General features: G+C 48.3%; 14 protein-coding genes. 7 read left to right on the plus strand and 7 right to left on the minus strand.

Annotated features, from left to right (window positions below; genetic code table 11):
- Nucleotides 1–5 precede the first annotated feature (5 nt).
- The 4 genes from JSU04_04335 to JSU04_04350 all read right to left on the minus strand — a co-directional run bounded on the left by JSU04_04335 (nt 6) and on the right by JSU04_04350 (nt 7787).
- Nucleotides 6–206, minus strand: a complete 201-nt coding sequence (locus JSU04_04335) for a SlyX family protein (GenBank protein MBS1969506.1) — start codon at nt 204–206, stop codon at nt 6–8.
- Nucleotides 207–230: 24 nt separating this feature from the next.
- A complete protein-coding gene (locus tag JSU04_04340) occupies nt 231–2480 on the minus strand; it encodes a cation:proton antiporter (protein MBS1969507.1) in 2250 nt (749 codons plus the stop codon).
- Nucleotides 2481–2896: 416 nt separating this feature from the next.
- The gene (locus tag JSU04_04345) at nt 2897–4576 is read right to left on the minus strand and encodes a S8 family serine peptidase (GenBank protein ID MBS1969508.1); all 1680 of its coding nucleotides are present in this window, start codon (nt 4574–4576) and stop codon (nt 2897–2899) included.
- A gap of 319 nt (nt 4577–4895) precedes the next feature.
- Nucleotides 4896–7787: a fibronectin type III domain-containing protein gene (locus JSU04_04350; protein MBS1969509.1), complete on the minus strand. Its 2892-nt coding sequence runs from the start codon at nt 7785–7787 to the stop codon at nt 4896–4898.
- Nucleotides 7788–7976: 189 nt separating this feature from the next.
- Between JSU04_04350 and JSU04_04355 the strand changes: the two genes are divergently transcribed.
- From JSU04_04355 to JSU04_04370, 4 genes are all read left to right on the plus strand, one after another.
- The gene (locus JSU04_04355; GenBank protein ID MBS1969510.1) at nt 7977–8678 is read left to right on the plus strand and encodes a hypothetical protein; all 702 of its coding nucleotides are present in this window, start codon (nt 7977–7979) and stop codon (nt 8676–8678) included.
- Between the two features lie 160 nt (nt 8679–8838).
- The gene (locus tag JSU04_04360) at nt 8839–9144 is read left to right on the plus strand and encodes a hypothetical protein (protein ID MBS1969511.1); all 306 of its coding nucleotides are present in this window, start codon (nt 8839–8841) and stop codon (nt 9142–9144) included.
- Between the two features lie 46 nt (nt 9145–9190).
- Nucleotides 9191–10411, plus strand: a complete 1221-nt coding sequence (locus JSU04_04365) for an MFS transporter (protein MBS1969512.1) — start codon at nt 9191–9193, stop codon at nt 10409–10411.
- Between the two features lie 120 nt (nt 10412–10531).
- Complete coding sequence (locus JSU04_04370) at nt 10532–11086, plus strand: GNAT family N-acetyltransferase (GenBank protein ID MBS1969513.1); 555 nt, start codon at nt 10532–10534, stop codon at nt 11084–11086.
- Nucleotides 11087–11152: 66 nt separating this feature from the next.
- Here JSU04_04370 and JSU04_04375 read toward each other — a convergent pair whose 3' ends face one another.
- Nucleotides 11153–12043, minus strand: coding sequence for an HNH endonuclease (locus JSU04_04375; GenBank protein MBS1969514.1), 891 nt, complete (start codon nt 12041–12043; stop codon nt 11153–11155).
- Nucleotides 12044–12505: 462 nt separating this feature from the next.
- Here JSU04_04375 and JSU04_04380 point away from each other — a divergent pair, with 462 nt between their 5' ends.
- Nucleotides 12506–13168 (plus strand): glutathione S-transferase family protein, encoded by a 663-nt coding sequence (locus JSU04_04380; protein MBS1969515.1) that lies wholly within the window; start codon nt 12506–12508, stop codon nt 13166–13168.
- Nucleotides 13169–13391: 223 nt separating this feature from the next.
- Nucleotides 13392–13739 (plus strand): hypothetical protein, encoded by a 348-nt coding sequence (locus JSU04_04385; protein MBS1969516.1) that lies wholly within the window; start codon nt 13392–13394, stop codon nt 13737–13739.
- Nucleotides 13740–13791: 52 nt separating this feature from the next.
- Here the strand turns inward: JSU04_04385 and JSU04_04390 are convergent, their stop codons facing one another.
- On the minus strand, nt 13792–14400 hold the full coding sequence (locus JSU04_04390; GenBank protein ID MBS1969517.1) for a hypothetical protein: 609 nt from the start codon (nt 14398–14400) through the stop codon (nt 13792–13794).
- A gap of 332 nt (nt 14401–14732) precedes the next feature.
- Here JSU04_04390 and JSU04_04395 point away from each other — a divergent pair, with 332 nt between their 5' ends.
- Nucleotides 14733–15461, plus strand: coding sequence for an SdiA-regulated domain-containing protein (locus tag JSU04_04395; protein ID MBS1969518.1), 729 nt, complete (start codon nt 14733–14735; stop codon nt 15459–15461).
- 43 nt (nt 15462–15504) lie between these two features.
- On the opposite strand, the gene JSU04_04400 is transcribed toward JSU04_04395, so the two are convergent.
- Entirely contained in the window at nt 15505–17028 is a 1524-nt protein-coding gene (locus JSU04_04400; protein ID MBS1969519.1) for a carboxylesterase family protein, read from the minus strand.
- Between the last annotated feature and the right edge of the window lie 92 nt (nt 17029–17120).

The raw sequence follows: 17120 nt of genomic DNA on the forward strand, positions 1-17120 counted from the left end.
GCCTATTAGTAGTGTGGCGGCTTTTCACCGGCAGGACCAATCTCGCCGGCCCCCGTGTTTTGTAAGCGCTTACCGAGAGCTTTGAGCAAAGAATCCAACTGATCCAATTGCTTTTGCTGCTCAAAGAGAGCCTTATTGAGTTGCTCAATCTGGTTCTCTTGATGAGTGATCTTCATTTCTAAATCAATCAGACGTTCTTCTGACACTTTTAACTCCCCAGCAAGCAAATCCTAAATAAGTCCTCGGATCAGCTTACGATCCCCTACGATCCATAGCAGATCTCCGGGTTGCAGAGTCAGCGCCGAATCTGGATTGAGAATGCGTTTGCCTGCGCGCTCAACTCCGACCACGATGCCCTTGGTGGCTTCCCGCAGGCCGGAGTTACGGATGGTTTTACCAATGAACTCGGAGCGATCTGAAACCACGTATTGTTCCAAAGTGTAATCGCGGCTGACCGCTGTGACATCTTCGGAAGCTCGTTCTGAATCCAAGAACTTTTTAAATTTTAAGAGCTGTTCATCCGTTCCGATCACGAAAATATGATCGTGCGGCATCAGCATCTCGTTCCTGCCTGGCGCGGTGATACGACGATTCCCGCGGCGGATCAAGGCAATTGTCACTCCGTACTTCTCGCGGATGGAAAGTTCTTCAAGGTGCAGCCCCACGTAGTTCGCCTCTTGCGGAACAATAAACTCCACCAAGTGGGCATCCCAAGGTGCCAGTGGTGGCATCTCGTAGGTTTTCACTTTTTGCTTTTGAGCCTCTTTCTCTTCTTGGCCTTTGCGGTGAAGATTACTGAGGAAGCGACCTTCGATCGCGCCGTAGAGTCTTTCAAGACGATTGTACATCAACAAAACAAACACCGAGAGCGCCAGCAGAATCACCACCATCGCAAACACTTCCGGAATGAACTGCGTGATCAACGCTGACAACAAAATCAAGCCCCACACAATCCGGAAGAGCGAAAGAAACAGGATCGACGAGCGCGCCGCACGGTTCTTCCAAATCACCGAGAACGAATATCCTTCCACGCGGCTGAAAACGAGGGCCCAGAAAAACGGAGCCGACAAAAGCAGAGTCACACCGATGCAAATCAACACCGTCGTCAAAGTATTGCCAGCGCGATCACGCATCCACGGCAGAACCCCTTGGGACATCGCCAGGAAGATCGCAATAATAATGACGGTATTTAAAAGCATCTTGATGCTGAAATTCTTCAAATACTCCCGGCGAGTTTTCAGGGTCCCGCCGTTTGAAGGCAGCAGGCTGTAGGTATCTAAAGCTTTACGCACATGCATCGGCAAAAGCCTTTCAACCCACGAGTAAATTCCATCCGCACCGCGAACCATGTAAGGAGTCGTAAACGTCGAAACCACCGATAACGCCACCGCCAGCGGATAGAGAACCTCATTGGTCACTTTCAGAGTCACACCCAGACCGGCAATGATGTACGAGAACTCGCCGATCTGCGCGAGGCTTAAGCCTGATTGCAAAGCCGTCTTTAAGTTTTGACCTGAGATCAATGCCCCGAAGGTCACGCTAAAGACTTTACCGAGAATCAAAACAACTGTCAGTAAAAGCACAATCGCCCACTGATCCACTAGAACACGTGGATCGATCAGCATCCCGACCGAGACAAAGAAAATCGCAGAGAAAAGATCTTTAACCGAAGTTACAACATGCTCAATGCGCTCGCCCTCGCTAGTTTCCGCCAGCAGTGAACCCATTACGAAAGCACCCAGCGCCGGAGAAAAGCCGGCCTTGTTTGCCAGCACCACCATCAAAAAGCACAGGCCCAGGGAAATAATCAAAACCGCTTCAGGATTTAGCAAAAGACGAATGCGTTTTACCAGATTCGGCAAAACAAACACGCCGACCATGAACCACAGGCAGAGGAAGAAAATCAAACGCGACACTTGCTCAAGCAATTGCACGCCTTGAAACTCACGGCTAATCGCCAACGTAGACAAAAGCACCATCAGGATAACGGCTGCGAGATCTTCGAAAATCAGAATGCCGACAACAAGGCTCACAAATCTGCGCCCTTTCAGGCCGAGCTCATCAAATGTTTTCACCAGGATCGTCGTCGAAGAAATCGAAATCACAGCACCGAGGAAAAGACTGTTCATCCAATCCCAGCCAAGGGCTTCTCCGGCCAAAAAGCCGAGGAGTACCATCACCGAGACTTGAAAGGCCGCAGTGATCCCCGCCGAAGCGCCAACGCTCATGAGTTTTCTAAAACTGAATTCAAGCCCGATAGCAAACAACAAGAAGATAACGCCAATCTCGGCCCAAACATTAATCCCGCTCACGTCACCGACAGATGGAAACCAAGACTGATGAGGCCCCACCAACATCCCGGCAACGAGATATCCCAGTACCACTGGTTGTTTGAGTTTTTTGAAGATGAGACTCACAACGGCCGCGACGACCAGAATAAGCGCAAGGTCTTGAATAATCTGAGGAAGATGAGAAGTCATATTTCTTCATTCTGCGGCCCACGACGAAACTTGAAAAGCCATAAGAGTAAAAAAACACAAAACGACCGGGAATTACATCGAGTTTGCTTAAATATTAAACAGAATTTCTTCGGAATACGAAGAGAGTCATTACTCGAGGCGAGGGATTGGCGATTGGCCCTTTTTCTTTTTTTGTGATTGGAACAAATTTGAAGGCGGAGCGGAGCTTCTGCGAAGGACTGAGGGGGGCCTCGGCGGCGCATGGATGCGCGAATCCGCCCAAAGGGCGGACGCCGCGGAGCCTGGAGGGCGTGCCCCCGAAGTTCTTCGCAGAAGCTCCGCTCCGCCTTCAAATCCCCGTTTCAAGCAGAGAAAAAAGAAAAAGGGCCGACCACCGGTCGACCCCTTCCCCATTTCCCCCTAGAGAAAATTCTTAATTACTTACCAAGAGCTTTGTTAACAGCTGCTTCAGCGTTAACCAAACCTGAACCCAATTGGTTCTGGTTGTTAGCACCAGCCAATTGAACAGCCGTTGTTTTGAAGATGTCTTTTACTTCAGACGGCTTCAAAGCTTTGTTAGCTGCTTTTACAAGAGCCGCAACACCCGCTACGTGTGGAGTCGCCATAGACGTACCATCGAAGCTTGCGTAGTCAGTTCTCAAAGTAGTGATAGAAGCTGTTGCTTGGTGACCCGCCGTCAACTCAGCTTTCAAAGCTTCACCAGTTGCTTGTTCAACCAATGCAACCGCGATGTCCAAAGTAGAGCCATCTTGAGTCAAAGCACCGTGGATCAAACCAGGAGCGTTGTTGTAGATGATCGCGCCGGCAGCGTGAGCAGCCAATGCATTCTTAGCTTTGTCAGCGAAAGCGATTTCACCACGAGAGATCAAAGCGTATTTACCAGTGAAGTCTTTACCAGCGAAATCTTCTGGCTTACCAAGACCTGCATCCATCAACTCGATGTCAGCAGCTTGAGACAACTCTTTAGCGCCTTGGAAAGTCGTGCTGATAACTTTTGTACGTTGACCGTTCATAGTTACAAATACTTCAGACTCACGGCCTGTGCCTTGTGGGACAGAAGAGATAACATCTACGCCCGGAGCAACGATTGCCAACTCAGGACCCCATTGAGAGAAGTCTGCTTTTTCCAATTTTACGTTGATCGCGCCAACGGCAATAACTGTTGGCAAAGCCGCTGGATAGCTTACTTGTGGAGTGCCGCTGTTACCAGAAGCTGCAACGATCGTCACACCTGCTGCATCAGCCGCTGCAACCGCAGAACGTTCTGCAGGAGTTGACCACATACCACCCAAAGACATAGAGATCACATCTACGTTTTCTTGGATACCCCAGTTGATACCTTGAGCGATAGAGATGTTGCTGCAACCTGCTTCAGAGCATACACGACCCATCAACAATTTTGCTTCAGGAGCAACACCAGAAAAACCAGAAGCATCAGCTACGCCAGCGATAGTGCCAGAGCAGTGAGTTCCGTGACCCACTTTATCAGAGAAATCAGAACCATCTGATTCACCAGTGAAGTCTTGGCCTTTTTCGAAGTTCGCTTTCAAAGAAGGATGTTCAGCATCGATACCAGTATCGAGTACTAGTACGCGTGCGCCGGCACCTTTATTACCAGAAGCAGCCCAAGCTTCGTGAGCTTTTACTGCAGCGATACCCCAAGGCATACCCATTTTAGAATCAAAAGACGTGTTGAAAGATTGTTTACCTTTCTTAGAGAAAGAAACGAAACCTTTCATTGGTTTTGGAGCTGGATGGAAAACTTCTTTTTCAATCATCGCAACATCAGAGTTGTTTTGAAGTTTTGCGATTTCAGCGTCATCAGCATCAACTACCAAAGTGTTGATACGGTCGAGGCTGTTAACCACGTTCGCTTTAACGTTGCTGTATTTTGCAAAGTTAGAACCGAATCCGAATCCTACGAATCCATCTACTTTGTGTGAAAGAGCTACGTTAGCTGTGTTGTAAGACTGCGCCGACTTCATCACGACGAGGTAACGATTGCCTGCGAATGCTCCGCTCGAAAGAACGAGAGAAACGAACGCCGCTAAACCAAATGCACGTACTTGTAATTTCATGATCCCCCCAATTTCCATGGATTTCTTTTGAAATCCTTATATGGGTAAGGATCAGATTCCAAATTGGAACCAGATGCAAGAAAACTTTTTGAGGATTCCTCAACGAAATCTTCACAACAAAAAGTGAAATTGTCTGTCAGAGCATTCTGGTTCCAAGTTGGAACCTCAATTCGAATGTAGCCCGCAGCGAACATGCTAAATAATTAAATCTAATAGGTTCCATTACATTCTCTGCACGCGCTGCTTAATTTTCACTCACAGTAAATCAACGCAACGCAAAGAAAAAGGAGCCACTCAGGGCTCCTTCTCACTCTTAATCTCTATGTACACTCGCAAACTAGCGGCTTGTCTTAATTGTTTTCGTCGCCGTTCTATAGACATTGCCGACGCCATCACGGCCACTCACTTGAATGGAGTAGGTCGTATTCGAAGAGAGGCCCGTCAGCTTCACGGAATGCGAAGTTGAGAAGTCACCCGACTCCGCCGTCGCCTGATTGAGCGATGAACCAACGCCATACCAAACCTGACGAGTGGCTGGCTCATTCGTCGTCCAAGTCACGGTGATCGAATTTGTCGTCGCAGTCAGAGTCAGATTCGAAACCACCGGAGGCGAAAGATCGATCGTCCAAGAGTACGAAGCCCCCACCGCATCCATATTGCCGTAAGCATCAACCGCTTTCACAACAAACTTATGAGCACCGTCAGAAACATTCGTGTAAGTCATTGGCGAGCTACATACTGTGAACACAGCTCCGTCCAATGAACACTTAAAGGTCGCGTTCGCCTGATCCGCCACAAAAGTCAGAACCATCGTCGGCTGATTCGTCGGTGACTCCCCTGGAGTGGCACTCGTGATCGTTGTCTTAATCGGTTTGATCGTCACAAACTGATAAGTCGCACCCACGGCATCCATATTACCTGCCGCATCCACCGCTTTTGCAAGGAAACTATGAGAGCCCAGGCTCAGACCCGAGAAGCTAGTCACCGCCGCACACGGAGCCAAAGCCGCCCCATCGAGCGCACACAAGAAGCTCACGCCCGGCTCATCGGCACTCAGAGTGAATGTCGCCGAGTCGTCATTCGTTGCACCCGAGACAGAGGTCACAGGTGGCTTCGTATCGACAGCCCAAGTGTACTGAGCAACCTGACCGACGTTACCCGCAAGGTCGATGGCCCGAACTTGGAAGGTATGGGAACCATCCGCAAGACCCGAGATCTCTTTCGGAGAAACGCAGGTTTCGAAACCGGCATTATCCAAGGCACACTCAAACGAGCTGTCTTCGTTAGCAGAAAGATCAAAGATGTTGTGATCAGCATTTGTCGGATTCTCCAACACTTGAGCCGTCAACGAGGCCACTGGAGATGTCGTATCAACAACAAACTCATGCGTGATCGGTTCAGAAGCATTACCCACAGAATCCACCGCATACACCGCCACAGAGTAAGCACCTTCGCTCAAACCGCGCAATGCAATCGGGCTCTGAGCCGCAGAAGCGGCAGCACCGTTCACCGATGCATACATCGTTGCACCTTGTGGCACATTCACGTTGAGTTGGATATCACCGCTATTCACATAACGTGAAGCCGAAGGCAGAATATCGCCAAAGCTAATCACAGGCGCTGTGAAGTCCATAGTCCATTGCAATGGCGCCGGTTGGCTCGCATTGCCAGCCGCATCCACTGCTGTCATCACCAAGTTATGATCACCCTCAGAAAGATCGCGGATCGTGTAAGGGGAAACACACTCCGTTGCTGGCGCGCCATCAAGACTGCAAGAAACGGTTGCGGCTTCACTTGTCATAAACTCAACATTGATATTTTTCGCGTTTGTTAAACCTGGGGATGGACTGATGACACCCGTAGAGATCACAGGCGCTACCGTATCCACATCCCATGAATAGCTCACAGCCAAACCTTGGTTACCGGCAGCGTCCGTTGCACGCACCTCAAACCAGTGGCTGCCGTCAGCTAGGCCACTTAAAGCCGCTGGCGAAGTACAAGCTGTGAATGTGCCATGATCCAATGAGCACTCGAAGTTCGCCGACTCATCGGCTGTAAACGTAAAGGACTTCGAAGTATTGCTGCTGATAGAGTCCGCAGGCACGATATCGATGAAAGTTGTCACCGGAGCCGTGGCATCCACCGTCCAGCGGAAGCTCGCAGGCACTTTGCCGACGTTCCCCAAAGAGTCCGTCGCGTTGACTGTAAAGACGTGCACACCTTCACTCAAAGCACCGTAAACCTGTGGTGAAGTACAAGACGTTGCCGCGACGCCATCCAAGCTGCACTTAAATGTCGAGTTGGCTTTTGAAGAAGTAAACTCGAAACTCATAGCACGTGAGCTTGTCAGTGTCGGCAATGACGAGCTATTTGTAATGCTTGCTGAAGGAACGGACGTATCAATTTTCCAGCTATAGCTCGCAGGCGTTGCGTCCGCCAAACCTTGCGGGCTTTGCGCATACACTTTAAAGCTATGGCTGCCTGAAGCCAAGTTTGAATAACTCACAGGCGAAGTACATTTCACAGCCGTTGCACCATCCAAAGAACACCAGAACGTATTTCCTTCGGTGCTGCTTGAGAAGTTAAACGAAATACTGGTGGAGTTCGTCGGAGATTTTGACGGATCCATGGAATCAATAGAAGTCTCTGGAGCCACTGGCACCGGAGTTGGAGAAGGCGTTGGACTCACTCCAGGAGTTGGTGATGGCTGCGGGCATTTAGAATAAGACTTCCCTTTAAATGTGATCTTTGCAGAAGCAATATCCAATTTTTTGCCGAAGACATAAACTTGCAACACACCTTTATTCTTTTTAATACGGGCCAAGAACATATGGAAAGGCTCAGCACCGTTTAAGTACATCTTATGAAGCTTGAATGTACCTGCAGAAGTGTTCTTCTTTTTCGTGTAGGTCATGCCTTCCAAAGAACGGCCACCGTCTTTGCGGTTAAATTTAAAACCATTGAAAGACAGCCAGATGTTTTCGCTGACGGTGTGATTACCAGCTAGAGTGAGCTCAAGCTCAATGTCATCCCAAACGACCGTTGAGTCGGCAAGGAAATCGAGTTTATCGACGGACATTAATAGATGGCTGGAGCCCTTCACAGGCTGAAGCGCGACTGTTTCCTCGATGGTTTTTACGCAGGCCTGGTCTTCTTTACAACCAGCCGCAAATAAAAGGAAACCAACTAGACCAAGAGCTGTAAGTGCCTTGTTGCCAATAGCCAACATATACGTTCCTTTGTAGTCATACGTCCAACATGAGTGAGTTCGCTAACACCCAAAATTTTAACACGAAGAAAGGATCGGTTATTTGAAATATAAGATTGAGCATTACATTCCTAAACTGATGCGATTTCCTGGCCTTGTATTCGATTTCTCGATCTCTAAAATAGAACGTATCAATGTGAGAGGATATTTATGAAACGTTTCACAACGCTCCCGATTTTGTTAGTATCTTTCATCCTTCTTGCCGCAACTCATGCCAACGCAGCTAAAGGCGGCGGCGCTAGCGGCGCAGGAAACTTCTTCCTCGAAGAGACCTTCGTCCCAGTGATCAAAACCAGCAATGACACCACGTCATTCACCACAGCCCCGGGTGTCGCGACAGAGAGTGGCTCTGGTTTCGACTTCAGAACAACATTAGGTTATACATTGGGTGGCGAGTTCCTCGTGGGACTCACTTATAATAACTATAGCTATTCTTCAAAGCGCTCTGCCATCAGCGGCGGCGACGATGGCTCTGATATTAAAACAACGAAAACGGAGTACGGGCCGACCGTCGGTTATCTAAGCAACGGCTGGCGCGTTCTTTTCACTTACTTCTTATCCGGCACAAAACAAGTAGACACAAAGAACATTGATTCCTCAGGTGCAACTGTTGGTGATGGCACGATCAAAAATACTAGCGGTACAGGTATGCAATTCTCCTTCGGTTACACCTTTGCACTCGGCGCACATTTTGAAATCGGCCCAAGCCTTGTTTACAGAAGCATGACCTACCCTAAGCAATCTAAAGTTAACAGACTCAACTCCTCTGAAGACTACACGGACACAGAACTCTATACGAAGAACACGGAGTCTGATCTTTCTCCGATGATCACGATGCAATTCCGCTTCTAGAACGAATTCCACAAAGAGTTCATAAAGTGAGGCCCTAAAAAGGGCCTTTTTTATTGGTCCCTACTCCACCCTATTGGCTCTGGGTGCGGTTTCTGAAGTATTTCCCTGTTAGAATACTGACAGTGGGTTTTCTCCGCTCGACCCCGTATAACTAACCTCTATGAACAAGAAAATCCTCACACTCACACTGCTCATGAGTCTTTACTCTATACACACGTTGGCAGCCGATGCACCTTGGGTTTTTACATCGACGATTCCGGCAAAAAACGAAATGGTCACCATCGCGCGCAAAGAGACCTGTCGTCCGCTGAATACACAGCTGATGAGCTCTAAATGCGCTCAATACAAGATGGGCTACGTTTGCCCACAACAGGACAACAGCCAGTTCATCATCACGACTTACTCCAGCAAGAATGATTGCACTAAAGCGTTGAAAAAAGCGCGCCGCCTTTTAGCGAAACAGTAAACTCTTTCTATTTGAAAAATCCGCGGGAGTCAGCAATGCTGCTCCCATGAAAATCAATAAAAATGTCCTGACCAATTTAACAGTATGGGTGGCCGCTCTCGGCTACTTCGTTGATATGTTTGATATCACTCTCTTCGGCGTTGTCCGCGTTGAGAGTTTGAAAGCCATCGGCATTACGACCTCTGAAGAAATCCTGAATCACGGCATTTACCTCTATAATATGCAAATGGTCGGCATGATGATCGGCGGTCTGCTGTGGGGTTTCCTTTCAGACAAAAAGGGCCGCTTGAGTGTGCTCTTTGGATCGATTCTTCTCTATTCACTGGGCAATATCGCCAATGCGTTTGTGACGACACTGGATGCGTATGCGTTTTGTCGCTTTATCACGGGCTTGGGCCTTGCCGGCGAACTGGGCGCTGCGATTACGTTGGTCGTAGAAACTCTGCCGCAAAAAGACCGCGGCTGGGGCACGACGATGGTGGCAACCCTCGGTTTACTGGGGTCTGTGACCGCAGCTCTCATTGGCCAAAAGATGCCATGGAATTACGCCTACATCTTGGGTGGCGTGATGGGCTTGGGCTTGCTTGCAACGCGCTTTCAGATGCGTGAATCCGAAATGTTTCACAAGAGCCGTGCAAAGGCCGAAAGCATTTTCAAAACATTGGTTGCTTCCGACAAGTTCTTTAAATACATCGCCTGCATTCTGGTGGGCGTGCCGATTTACTTCATGACGGGAATCCTCTTTACGTTTTCGCCAGAGATCGCAAAGTCTCTCGGCGTGCAGGGCGAAGTGATTGCAGGGAATACTCTCTTGTACGGCACCATCGGTCTGACTCTGGGCGATTTGCTCTCGGGGTTGTTGAGTCAAGTTCTGAAGAGCCGTAAGAAGTCCCTCACCGTCTTTATCTCGACGGCGCTGGCGCTGACTCTCGTCTACATCCTGGGTGGAGCGTACTTCACACCGGAAGCTTTGTATGTACTCTGCTTTGGCTTAGGAATTTGCGCGGGCTACTGGGCGGTGCTCATCACGACCTCCGCAGAACAATTTGGCACGAACGTGCGAGGCACGGTCAGCACAACAGTGCCAAATTTCGTACGCGGAGCCGCCGTCTTCATCACACTGGGATTCCACCACTTCAAATCCTTCCTGAGCGCGCCCCACGCAGCCCTGAGTGTAGCCATGATTTGCTTCGTCGCATCCCTTGGCTCACTCTATTTCCTGAAAGAAACCTTCCACGCCGACCTTGATTACGTCGAAGAGAAGTAGAAAGTCACTTGTCTGCAATGTTGCCGTGGTCAGCAGGTCAGTGTGAACTAGATCAAAATATGACTAAAAATATTTGGTTTTAGAACTGGTATTTCTCGCTATTTAAAGTATCTTAATTTTATGGCCAAAATTAGTTCAAAGAACCTGAAGTCAAAGTCCGGCGACACCATCATCGTAAGGCATGCGACAATTGCAGATGCGGAAAAAATGCATGTTCTCGGTGTTAGTGTGTTCAGTACCACTGACTACCTAGTAGCTACTTCCGAAGAGTTCTCCGCAATTCCAAAAGAACAACAAAACGCGCGTATTAAACGCCTAGAGGATAGCGAAAATGATCTTTGGCTTATTGCTGAGTGTGGCGATCAACTAATCGGCATGCTGGATTTTCAAACTGGCAAGAGTATGAAAACAAAACACAAGGGATCATTCGGAATGGTCGTTAGTCCGTCATGGCAGGGCAATGGCGTGGGCAACCTTCTTCTTACAACTCTTATTGAGTGGGTTCGATCGCATCCACAGATTGATGTTATTAATTTAACTGTTTCAGAAGAAAATAAATCCGCAATCGCACTTTATAAAAAACTGGGGTTTCAAGCAACCGGCCGAGAGCCGTATGGACTCAAACTTCGCGACGGGCAATATCTAGTAGACTTGACGATGACTTTGAAACTTTAATTTGAACTAAACCTTGTTTTCAACCCAAAGCCTGCCCAGAAACGCGCAGGCTTTTTTTAATTTCCTTTATTGAATCAATCCCCATCTTCGGGCTTCCGCCAAATTGTGGGCTCGACATAAGACTCGCAGGTTTTTAAATTCGTTGGTGCCGCCCTTGGCAAGGGGCTTCACGTGATCGATTTGTAACTGATAGCGCGAACCGCACTTCCTCCCCGTAAGATGACTCTGGTACTCGCAGCAATGTTCAGCCTTTTGAAACACACGCCTTCTTATATTTTCTGGAATATGCACACGTACCGAACTTTTGCCTTCGTTCACGCAGGCAGCTTCTACCGCCGCAGCGGCGGTGATTTTTGGCGTTTCTTTCTTCTGAATCAGCTTGTCGCATAGTACCTCAATCACCTTCGCAAACCCAGCATCATGTTGCGCATGGCTGAGAAGAGCCTGGGCCTTTTCGAGTTTCTCGTACTGCTCCTGCGTGAGTTTAAGATTCAAAAATACTTCTTCATTCCGCGGAATGACTTTCTCCAGAGGCTGTCCCCCAAAATGCAACTCTTTCCCCAAAAGCCGGTCTGTTTCAAAACCGTTTTTACTTTCCATCTGCAAGAGAAGCTCTTTCTTCACCGCCGTTGAAACTTTCGCGCCCGTGACCTTTTGCTCCTGCTTCACCGCGACTGAAAGTTTCGCCAATTGGGTCAGATTGATCTTTCCCTCTTGAATCTTCTCTGCCGTCCCCGGAATTTCTTTAATTAAACGCGCTGCTGATATTCTTCTCTGCGCTGAGCCCTCGGAATATTTCTGCCCCTGCACCAAATAATCAAACAGACTCGAAAATCCAAGCTCGGCATAAGCCCTGTCGGAGTCCATCCGCTGAATGCACAAAAGCACCTCGTGCGTGATTTTTCTTTCAGTTTTCACCAAATATGTGAGTTGATTGTGCAGTTCCAATGGCGTCATGAGAGCCTCCTGTCTTTCGCTTTCATCAAAGACAAAAAGAATCTACCACGGGTTTTAAAACCGATTTTTCAGCGATTTTGCCGGCTTGATTTCACTCAAAGACCTTCGCACAGAATAAAATATAAAAGCTATAAGCGCCTCAATTAGAAGTCTTCTCACGCTTTTTGAGAAGGACCTCATCCCCTCTGATAAAACGCCAGGATCGCGATCGTAATCACCGCATTTTCCTGTCAAACATAAAATCAATATTTTTCCTACGTTTGCTTTTTGAAACAGACCGCGAGCAAAGAAAATAGACCCAACCCTATACAAAACGCGAGTCCTCCTACCGCCGCAGGGGCGGTGCGCGGGTCGCGATCGTGACAAATAAAAATCCTGGTCCAATGATAAAAATCACTTCATTAGAATCCGAAGTCCCAGTACTCTTTAATCTAAAGTTCATTTTGTCGAAGGATCTACGATATGAAAGTTTACGTTTTTAAATCACTGCCGCCCTTCCTTTGGGGTTACACGCGGGACCTCCGCGTAATGTGGACCCTGGAAGAGTGCGGAATTTCGTATGAAACCATCGGTCTCGACTGCGGACCCAATGGTCTTCAAGATGACACGGCCTATGGGATGGTGAATCCTTTCAAGCAGGTTCCGACAATCGACGATAATGGGTATATACTGACTGAATCCGGCGCGATCCTGCTTTACCTCGCTGAAAAGTCCGGCAAACTGATTCCTAAAGACCTGCAGGCCCGTGCGCAGGTCTATCGCTGGCTGATTACTTCGCTCAATAATATTGAGCCCTTCACTCTGCCGATTCTTTTCGCCGATCTTCAAGGCGACTCGAATCCTCATTTGAAAGCATTGCGCCCTTGGCATATTGATATTTTGGCGCGCTTCTTCCCGACGATTGATGACATGCTAAAAAATCAGCCATTTCTTACTGGCAATGAGTTCACGGTCGCTGATATTATTTTTACCGGCGTGCTGCGCGAAATTCGCAAGAATGAAGTTCTTAGCAAGTATCCAAACATTCAGAAATTCCGCGAGCGCTGCGAAGCACGTCCTGCCTTCGTAAAAGTTGTCAACGCTTACGAAGATCGCCTGGGTATCGCACGCGGAAGTGCGCGATAGCTGTCTAGTTCATAGACACCGATTTGTTTCCAAGACACTCGGAGGCATGACGGCCTTTTATGCAGAAAATATAGTGGCTGCGCCGTGCTCACTCGTGCTCTTATTTAGAGCAAAAAATGCGGGGTCTGGAAACAGATTCACTCTGATCCTAAAGCCCTTTCGTTACTAGAGGCATTGCTGTAAAAATCTTTGGACAATCATAGACGATAACCAAGGAGATCTTATGCAAATTAAAAATTCAGCATTCATGTTTCTATCTGTAAGTCTGATGACACTTTCAAGCTTTGCGAAAGCCCCGCCCTGCGTGCAGTGGTTTGGCACTTGCGTGAAGTCAAAAGTACGCGATGTATATTCTGTGGATGGGGATATTGGAAAAATATCTGTTACTAAAGCAGCCGTGCAATATGAGCTTCTTGAACAAGATGGCGGCGTTTCTCAACACCAAATTGCTGCTGAGGTAAACACTTATGTCGGCGTGCCAGCATTCATTGGCAACCTCAAAGAAAGACGCTCATTGTCCAGCGCTTGCAAGCAGATACTTGCAGAACTTGATTCACGTCGCTGTGAGTAATTCAAAAGCCCGGTTCATCACCGGGCTTTTTATTTTCAACTAAGAAAAATTCTTACTGATAGCTGATTCTGTACAAATCAAATTGAGAGTGATCTGTGTGGCTCTCGATTGTGCAAGGCGTGCACTCGTAGTTGCTTGAGCGGCACTCAGGCATGCTGTTGCGTTGCCAGTCACATTTTTGCTTCGCCACTGCCGTCTTCTTATCATAGAAGTGATAAGTCTGGATAAAGTCGCGCACTGGAGCTCCACCGTGGCCAGGGCCTGGATTCCAACCGCCACCGCCTCCTGGAGGACGACCCGGGCCCGGACGACCTGGACCTGGGTTCCAGCCACCACCGCCACCAACCAACTGGTAAACGATGTAGCTTGAGTGATCCGAGTGTTTGATTTCAGAGCACGGACTGCATTGATAGTTTTGGTCATTGCAACGACGATCTGCCAAGCGCGCATTTTGACAATTTCTAATAGCTATAGCTGTTTCACCATCCGTGAAATGAACTTCATCAACTTGTTGCCAACTTGCTTGCGGCTGCGCTCCGCCCCACTGCCCGCCACCGCGGCCATCATTGATTCCACCCCATACTTGGGCATAAGCGCTCCCAGCAAATGCAAGTGTTGCAGTTACGGAAACTACTTTTACTAAATTCTTCAAAACGTTCATGGTGTTTTCTCCTTGTTTTGTGTTTATGCTTCTTCAATAAAGCAATGAGCGGGCCAAGTGTTTCAGAGTCACAATGACTCTTCCGAAACGGAACACTCAAAGATTTTTTTGGAAATTGGTCGGAGTTTTGCAAGCACCTTCGACAACACAGAGAAATCAGAAAGTTTCTATCTGAGAGCCAAGGAGCAACGATGAAGAATTTTATTTCAAATGTGACTGTATTTTCACTGCTAAGTTTCACAATGATAAGTGCGAACGCGCTCGGGATGAGCCGCAACATCGGTGAACTTGCAAATTACTCGAAAGTGGACGAAGTGATACTGCTCCCGGAAATTGGTGGGAATCTTTCAGGTATTACGTACAACTATGACACCGGCACCTACTTTATGGTGCAAAATAATTACGGGAAACTTTTTGAATACGATCGCAGTTTAAAAAAGCAATTGCGCGTTATTGAAATGAAAAACCTGAAGGACGATGACACGGAAGGAATTTTTTATTTAGGCCGCGATCGTTTCGCGATCAGTTCCGAAGACAATCACATTCACATCTTCACGATTCGTCCCGGCGACACCGTGCTTGATCTCAACTCTGCCCGCGAAGACGTCCAAGACTTTACTCTGCCTCCGCCCAGCAAAAAAAATAAAGGCCTTGAAGGCGTCTGTCTTGCGCCGTCAAAAAATGGCGGTCGCGGAACTTTCTATACCGTCCAAGAAGCAAGCCCAAAGAAGGTCTACACCTTCGAGTTTCCAGCAAGTGATGCCGACGTGACCTCGCCGAAAGTTCTTGGCGTGAAAGAACTCTTCAACGCCGACAAAGCTTTGTTCTTAAAAATGAGTGACCTCTCTGACTGCACCTTTGACACAGAGTCAGATCATTTGTTTTTGCTGAGCCACGAATCATCCAAGGTGATGGAATTTAGCCGCACCGGTGAAGAGATCGGATCTTTGAAACTGCCAACGGTGGCACCTCAATACGAGGGGATCACGTTTGGTCCGGATCGCGAGCTGATCTTAGTGAGCGAACCTAATTCCGTTGTGATTATGAAAAAGAACCACTAGTCGCACATCGCCGGCGCCAAAGACGCCGGCGGCTCTTCATGGACTATTGGAAATCGATCGAATGGTCCCAGCGTGGATCGCCGTTTGCGATATAGGCGTTTGGATCGCCTTCCCAGAAAAAGCCCTTAAAGTAAGTCGACATTTGTTTTCTGAGACGCTCGCGGGAAGAAAGATTGTCCGGCGTCCAGGCAAAGCGAGAAAAGCTCTCTTCCTGAGTGACGAAATTACCTAAATAGAAAATCGCATCCATGCCATGGACCGCACCGAAAACTTCGCGCCATGGGGACGGAGTCTCTTTCCATTTAAAGGTGTAGTAGTAGACATTATTGCGAGTCAGGCTCATCCACAGATAGCCATTATGTAGAGTCAACCACAGGCTTTCGCTGCCCGCTGTCGTTGCCGCTTTAAACTCGGTGTAACTGGTGTTGATGAGATCGTCGACTTTCAAATCCAGATTGCGTGAGTTCTGAATCATCTCCCAGAGTTGCTTCTCATCGGGTTTTAGCATCTTACCGCCAACCAGATATGTTCCCTCGTCATCAGTTGAGCCCATCATCAGCGGCACCTGGTTGTAAGCGCCAAAGACAACGCCCTCAAGACCATTTGGCAAAACATATCCATCAGCGATGTGCTGATAAGGAACCATGTAATCCTGCGCTTCAACCAGTTCACTTGCCGTGCGCTCGTACATGAACTTGCGAATCCAAGTGTCGGTTTGTTTGCCTAAAAAATCACTCGCCGCACTTTTATCTGCTGCAAGCCCCGCGTTCACCACTAATTGCGCCATGAAATCCGCTGAGCGCTGCTCGGCAATGACCTTAGGATACGCATTCGGAAGACCCGCAGAACAAACCGCTTTATGAAACAGATTATTCGCCAGAGGCGACTGCATCAGCCCCCACACGTTCATGCAACCCGCACTGTGCCCCATGATGGTGACATTCTTCGGGTCGCCACCGAATTGAGATATATTCTTCTTCACCCACTCAAGCCCCTGAATCAGATCCAGCGTCGTAAAGTTGCCGGAGCGATCACCTTTACTACCAACTTTTTGAAAAGCCGGATGTGTGAAGGCTCCAAAAAGTCCCATGCGATAATTGAGGCTTACAAAAATCACATCGTCATGAGCCGCCATGAATGCGCCGTCATACATTGGATCGCGAGAAGTGCCTTTAAAATTTGATCCGCCATGAATCCAGAACACCACCGGGCGCTTGTAAGACTGATCTTGCGGAGCCCAAACATTCAGATAAAGACAATCCTCATCACCGACCGGCTGACCAAACTGACTCGAAGGCACGTTGGCAAAGAAGTTGCCTTTTTGCATGCAGGCTGGCTTTAACTGATGAGCATTCAGCACTCCTGGCCATGGCTGAGGGTCGCGCGGAGCTTTCCAGCGCAGTGGCCCCACCGGAGGAGCCGCATAAGGAATACCCAAAAACTGCGTTGTTTGATATTTACCTGCTGAGCCTGAGACATCACCAAAAACGGTCGAGCGCACGTCTAGAGCCAAAGCATGAAGAGATAAAAATAAAACAATCGCAAGAAGACTGATGTGTGTTCTCATACCCCCAGTCATACCAAGCGAAGGACCGAAGTGGTCAAAGAAAAAGCAGCTTTATCGGGATTCTTTCATCCCGCCATAGACTTTCTCATCAT

The organism is Bdellovibrionales bacterium, assembly GCA_018266295.1.
Taxonomy (GTDB): domain Bacteria; phylum Bdellovibrionota; class Bdellovibrionia; order Bdellovibrionales; family Bdellovibrionaceae; genus JACMRP01.

Bases quoted from the DNA above. Each gene is read 5' to 3' on its own strand.
- JSU04_04345 (MBS1969508.1), bottom strand. From the start codon at position 4,576: ATGGAAATTGGGGGGATCATGAAATTACAAGTACGTGCATTTGGTTTA.
- JSU04_04365 (MBS1969512.1), top strand. From the start codon at position 9,191: ATGAAAATCAATAAAAATGTCCTGACCAATTTAACAGTATGGGTGGCC.
- JSU04_04360 (MBS1969511.1), top strand. From the start codon at position 8,839: ATGAACAAGAAAATCCTCACACTCACACTGCTCATGAGTCTTTACTCT.
- JSU04_04375 (MBS1969514.1), bottom strand. From the start codon at position 12,043: ATGACGCCATTGGAACTGCACAATCAACTCACATATTTGGTGAAAACT.
- JSU04_04380 (MBS1969515.1), top strand. From the start codon at position 12,506: ATGAAAGTTTACGTTTTTAAATCACTGCCGCCCTTCCTTTGGGGTTAC.
- JSU04_04350 (MBS1969509.1), bottom strand. From the start codon at position 7,787: ATGTTGGCTATTGGCAACAAGGCACTTACAGCTCTTGGTCTAGTTGGT.
- JSU04_04370 (MBS1969513.1), top strand. From the start codon at position 10,532: ATGGCCAAAATTAGTTCAAAGAACCTGAAGTCAAAGTCCGGCGACACC.
- JSU04_04385 (MBS1969516.1), top strand. From the start codon at position 13,392: ATGCAAATTAAAAATTCAGCATTCATGTTTCTATCTGTAAGTCTGATG.
- JSU04_04355 (MBS1969510.1), top strand. From the start codon at position 7,977: ATGAAACGTTTCACAACGCTCCCGATTTTGTTAGTATCTTTCATCCTT.
- JSU04_04400 (MBS1969519.1), bottom strand. From the start codon at position 17,028: ATGAGAACACACATCAGTCTTCTTGCGATTGTTTTATTTTTATCTCTT.
- JSU04_04340 (MBS1969507.1), bottom strand. From the start codon at position 2,480: ATGACTTCTCATCTTCCTCAGATTATTCAAGACCTTGCGCTTATTCTG.
- JSU04_04390 (MBS1969517.1), bottom strand. From the start codon at position 14,400: ATGAACGTTTTGAAGAATTTAGTAAAAGTAGTTTCCGTAACTGCAACA.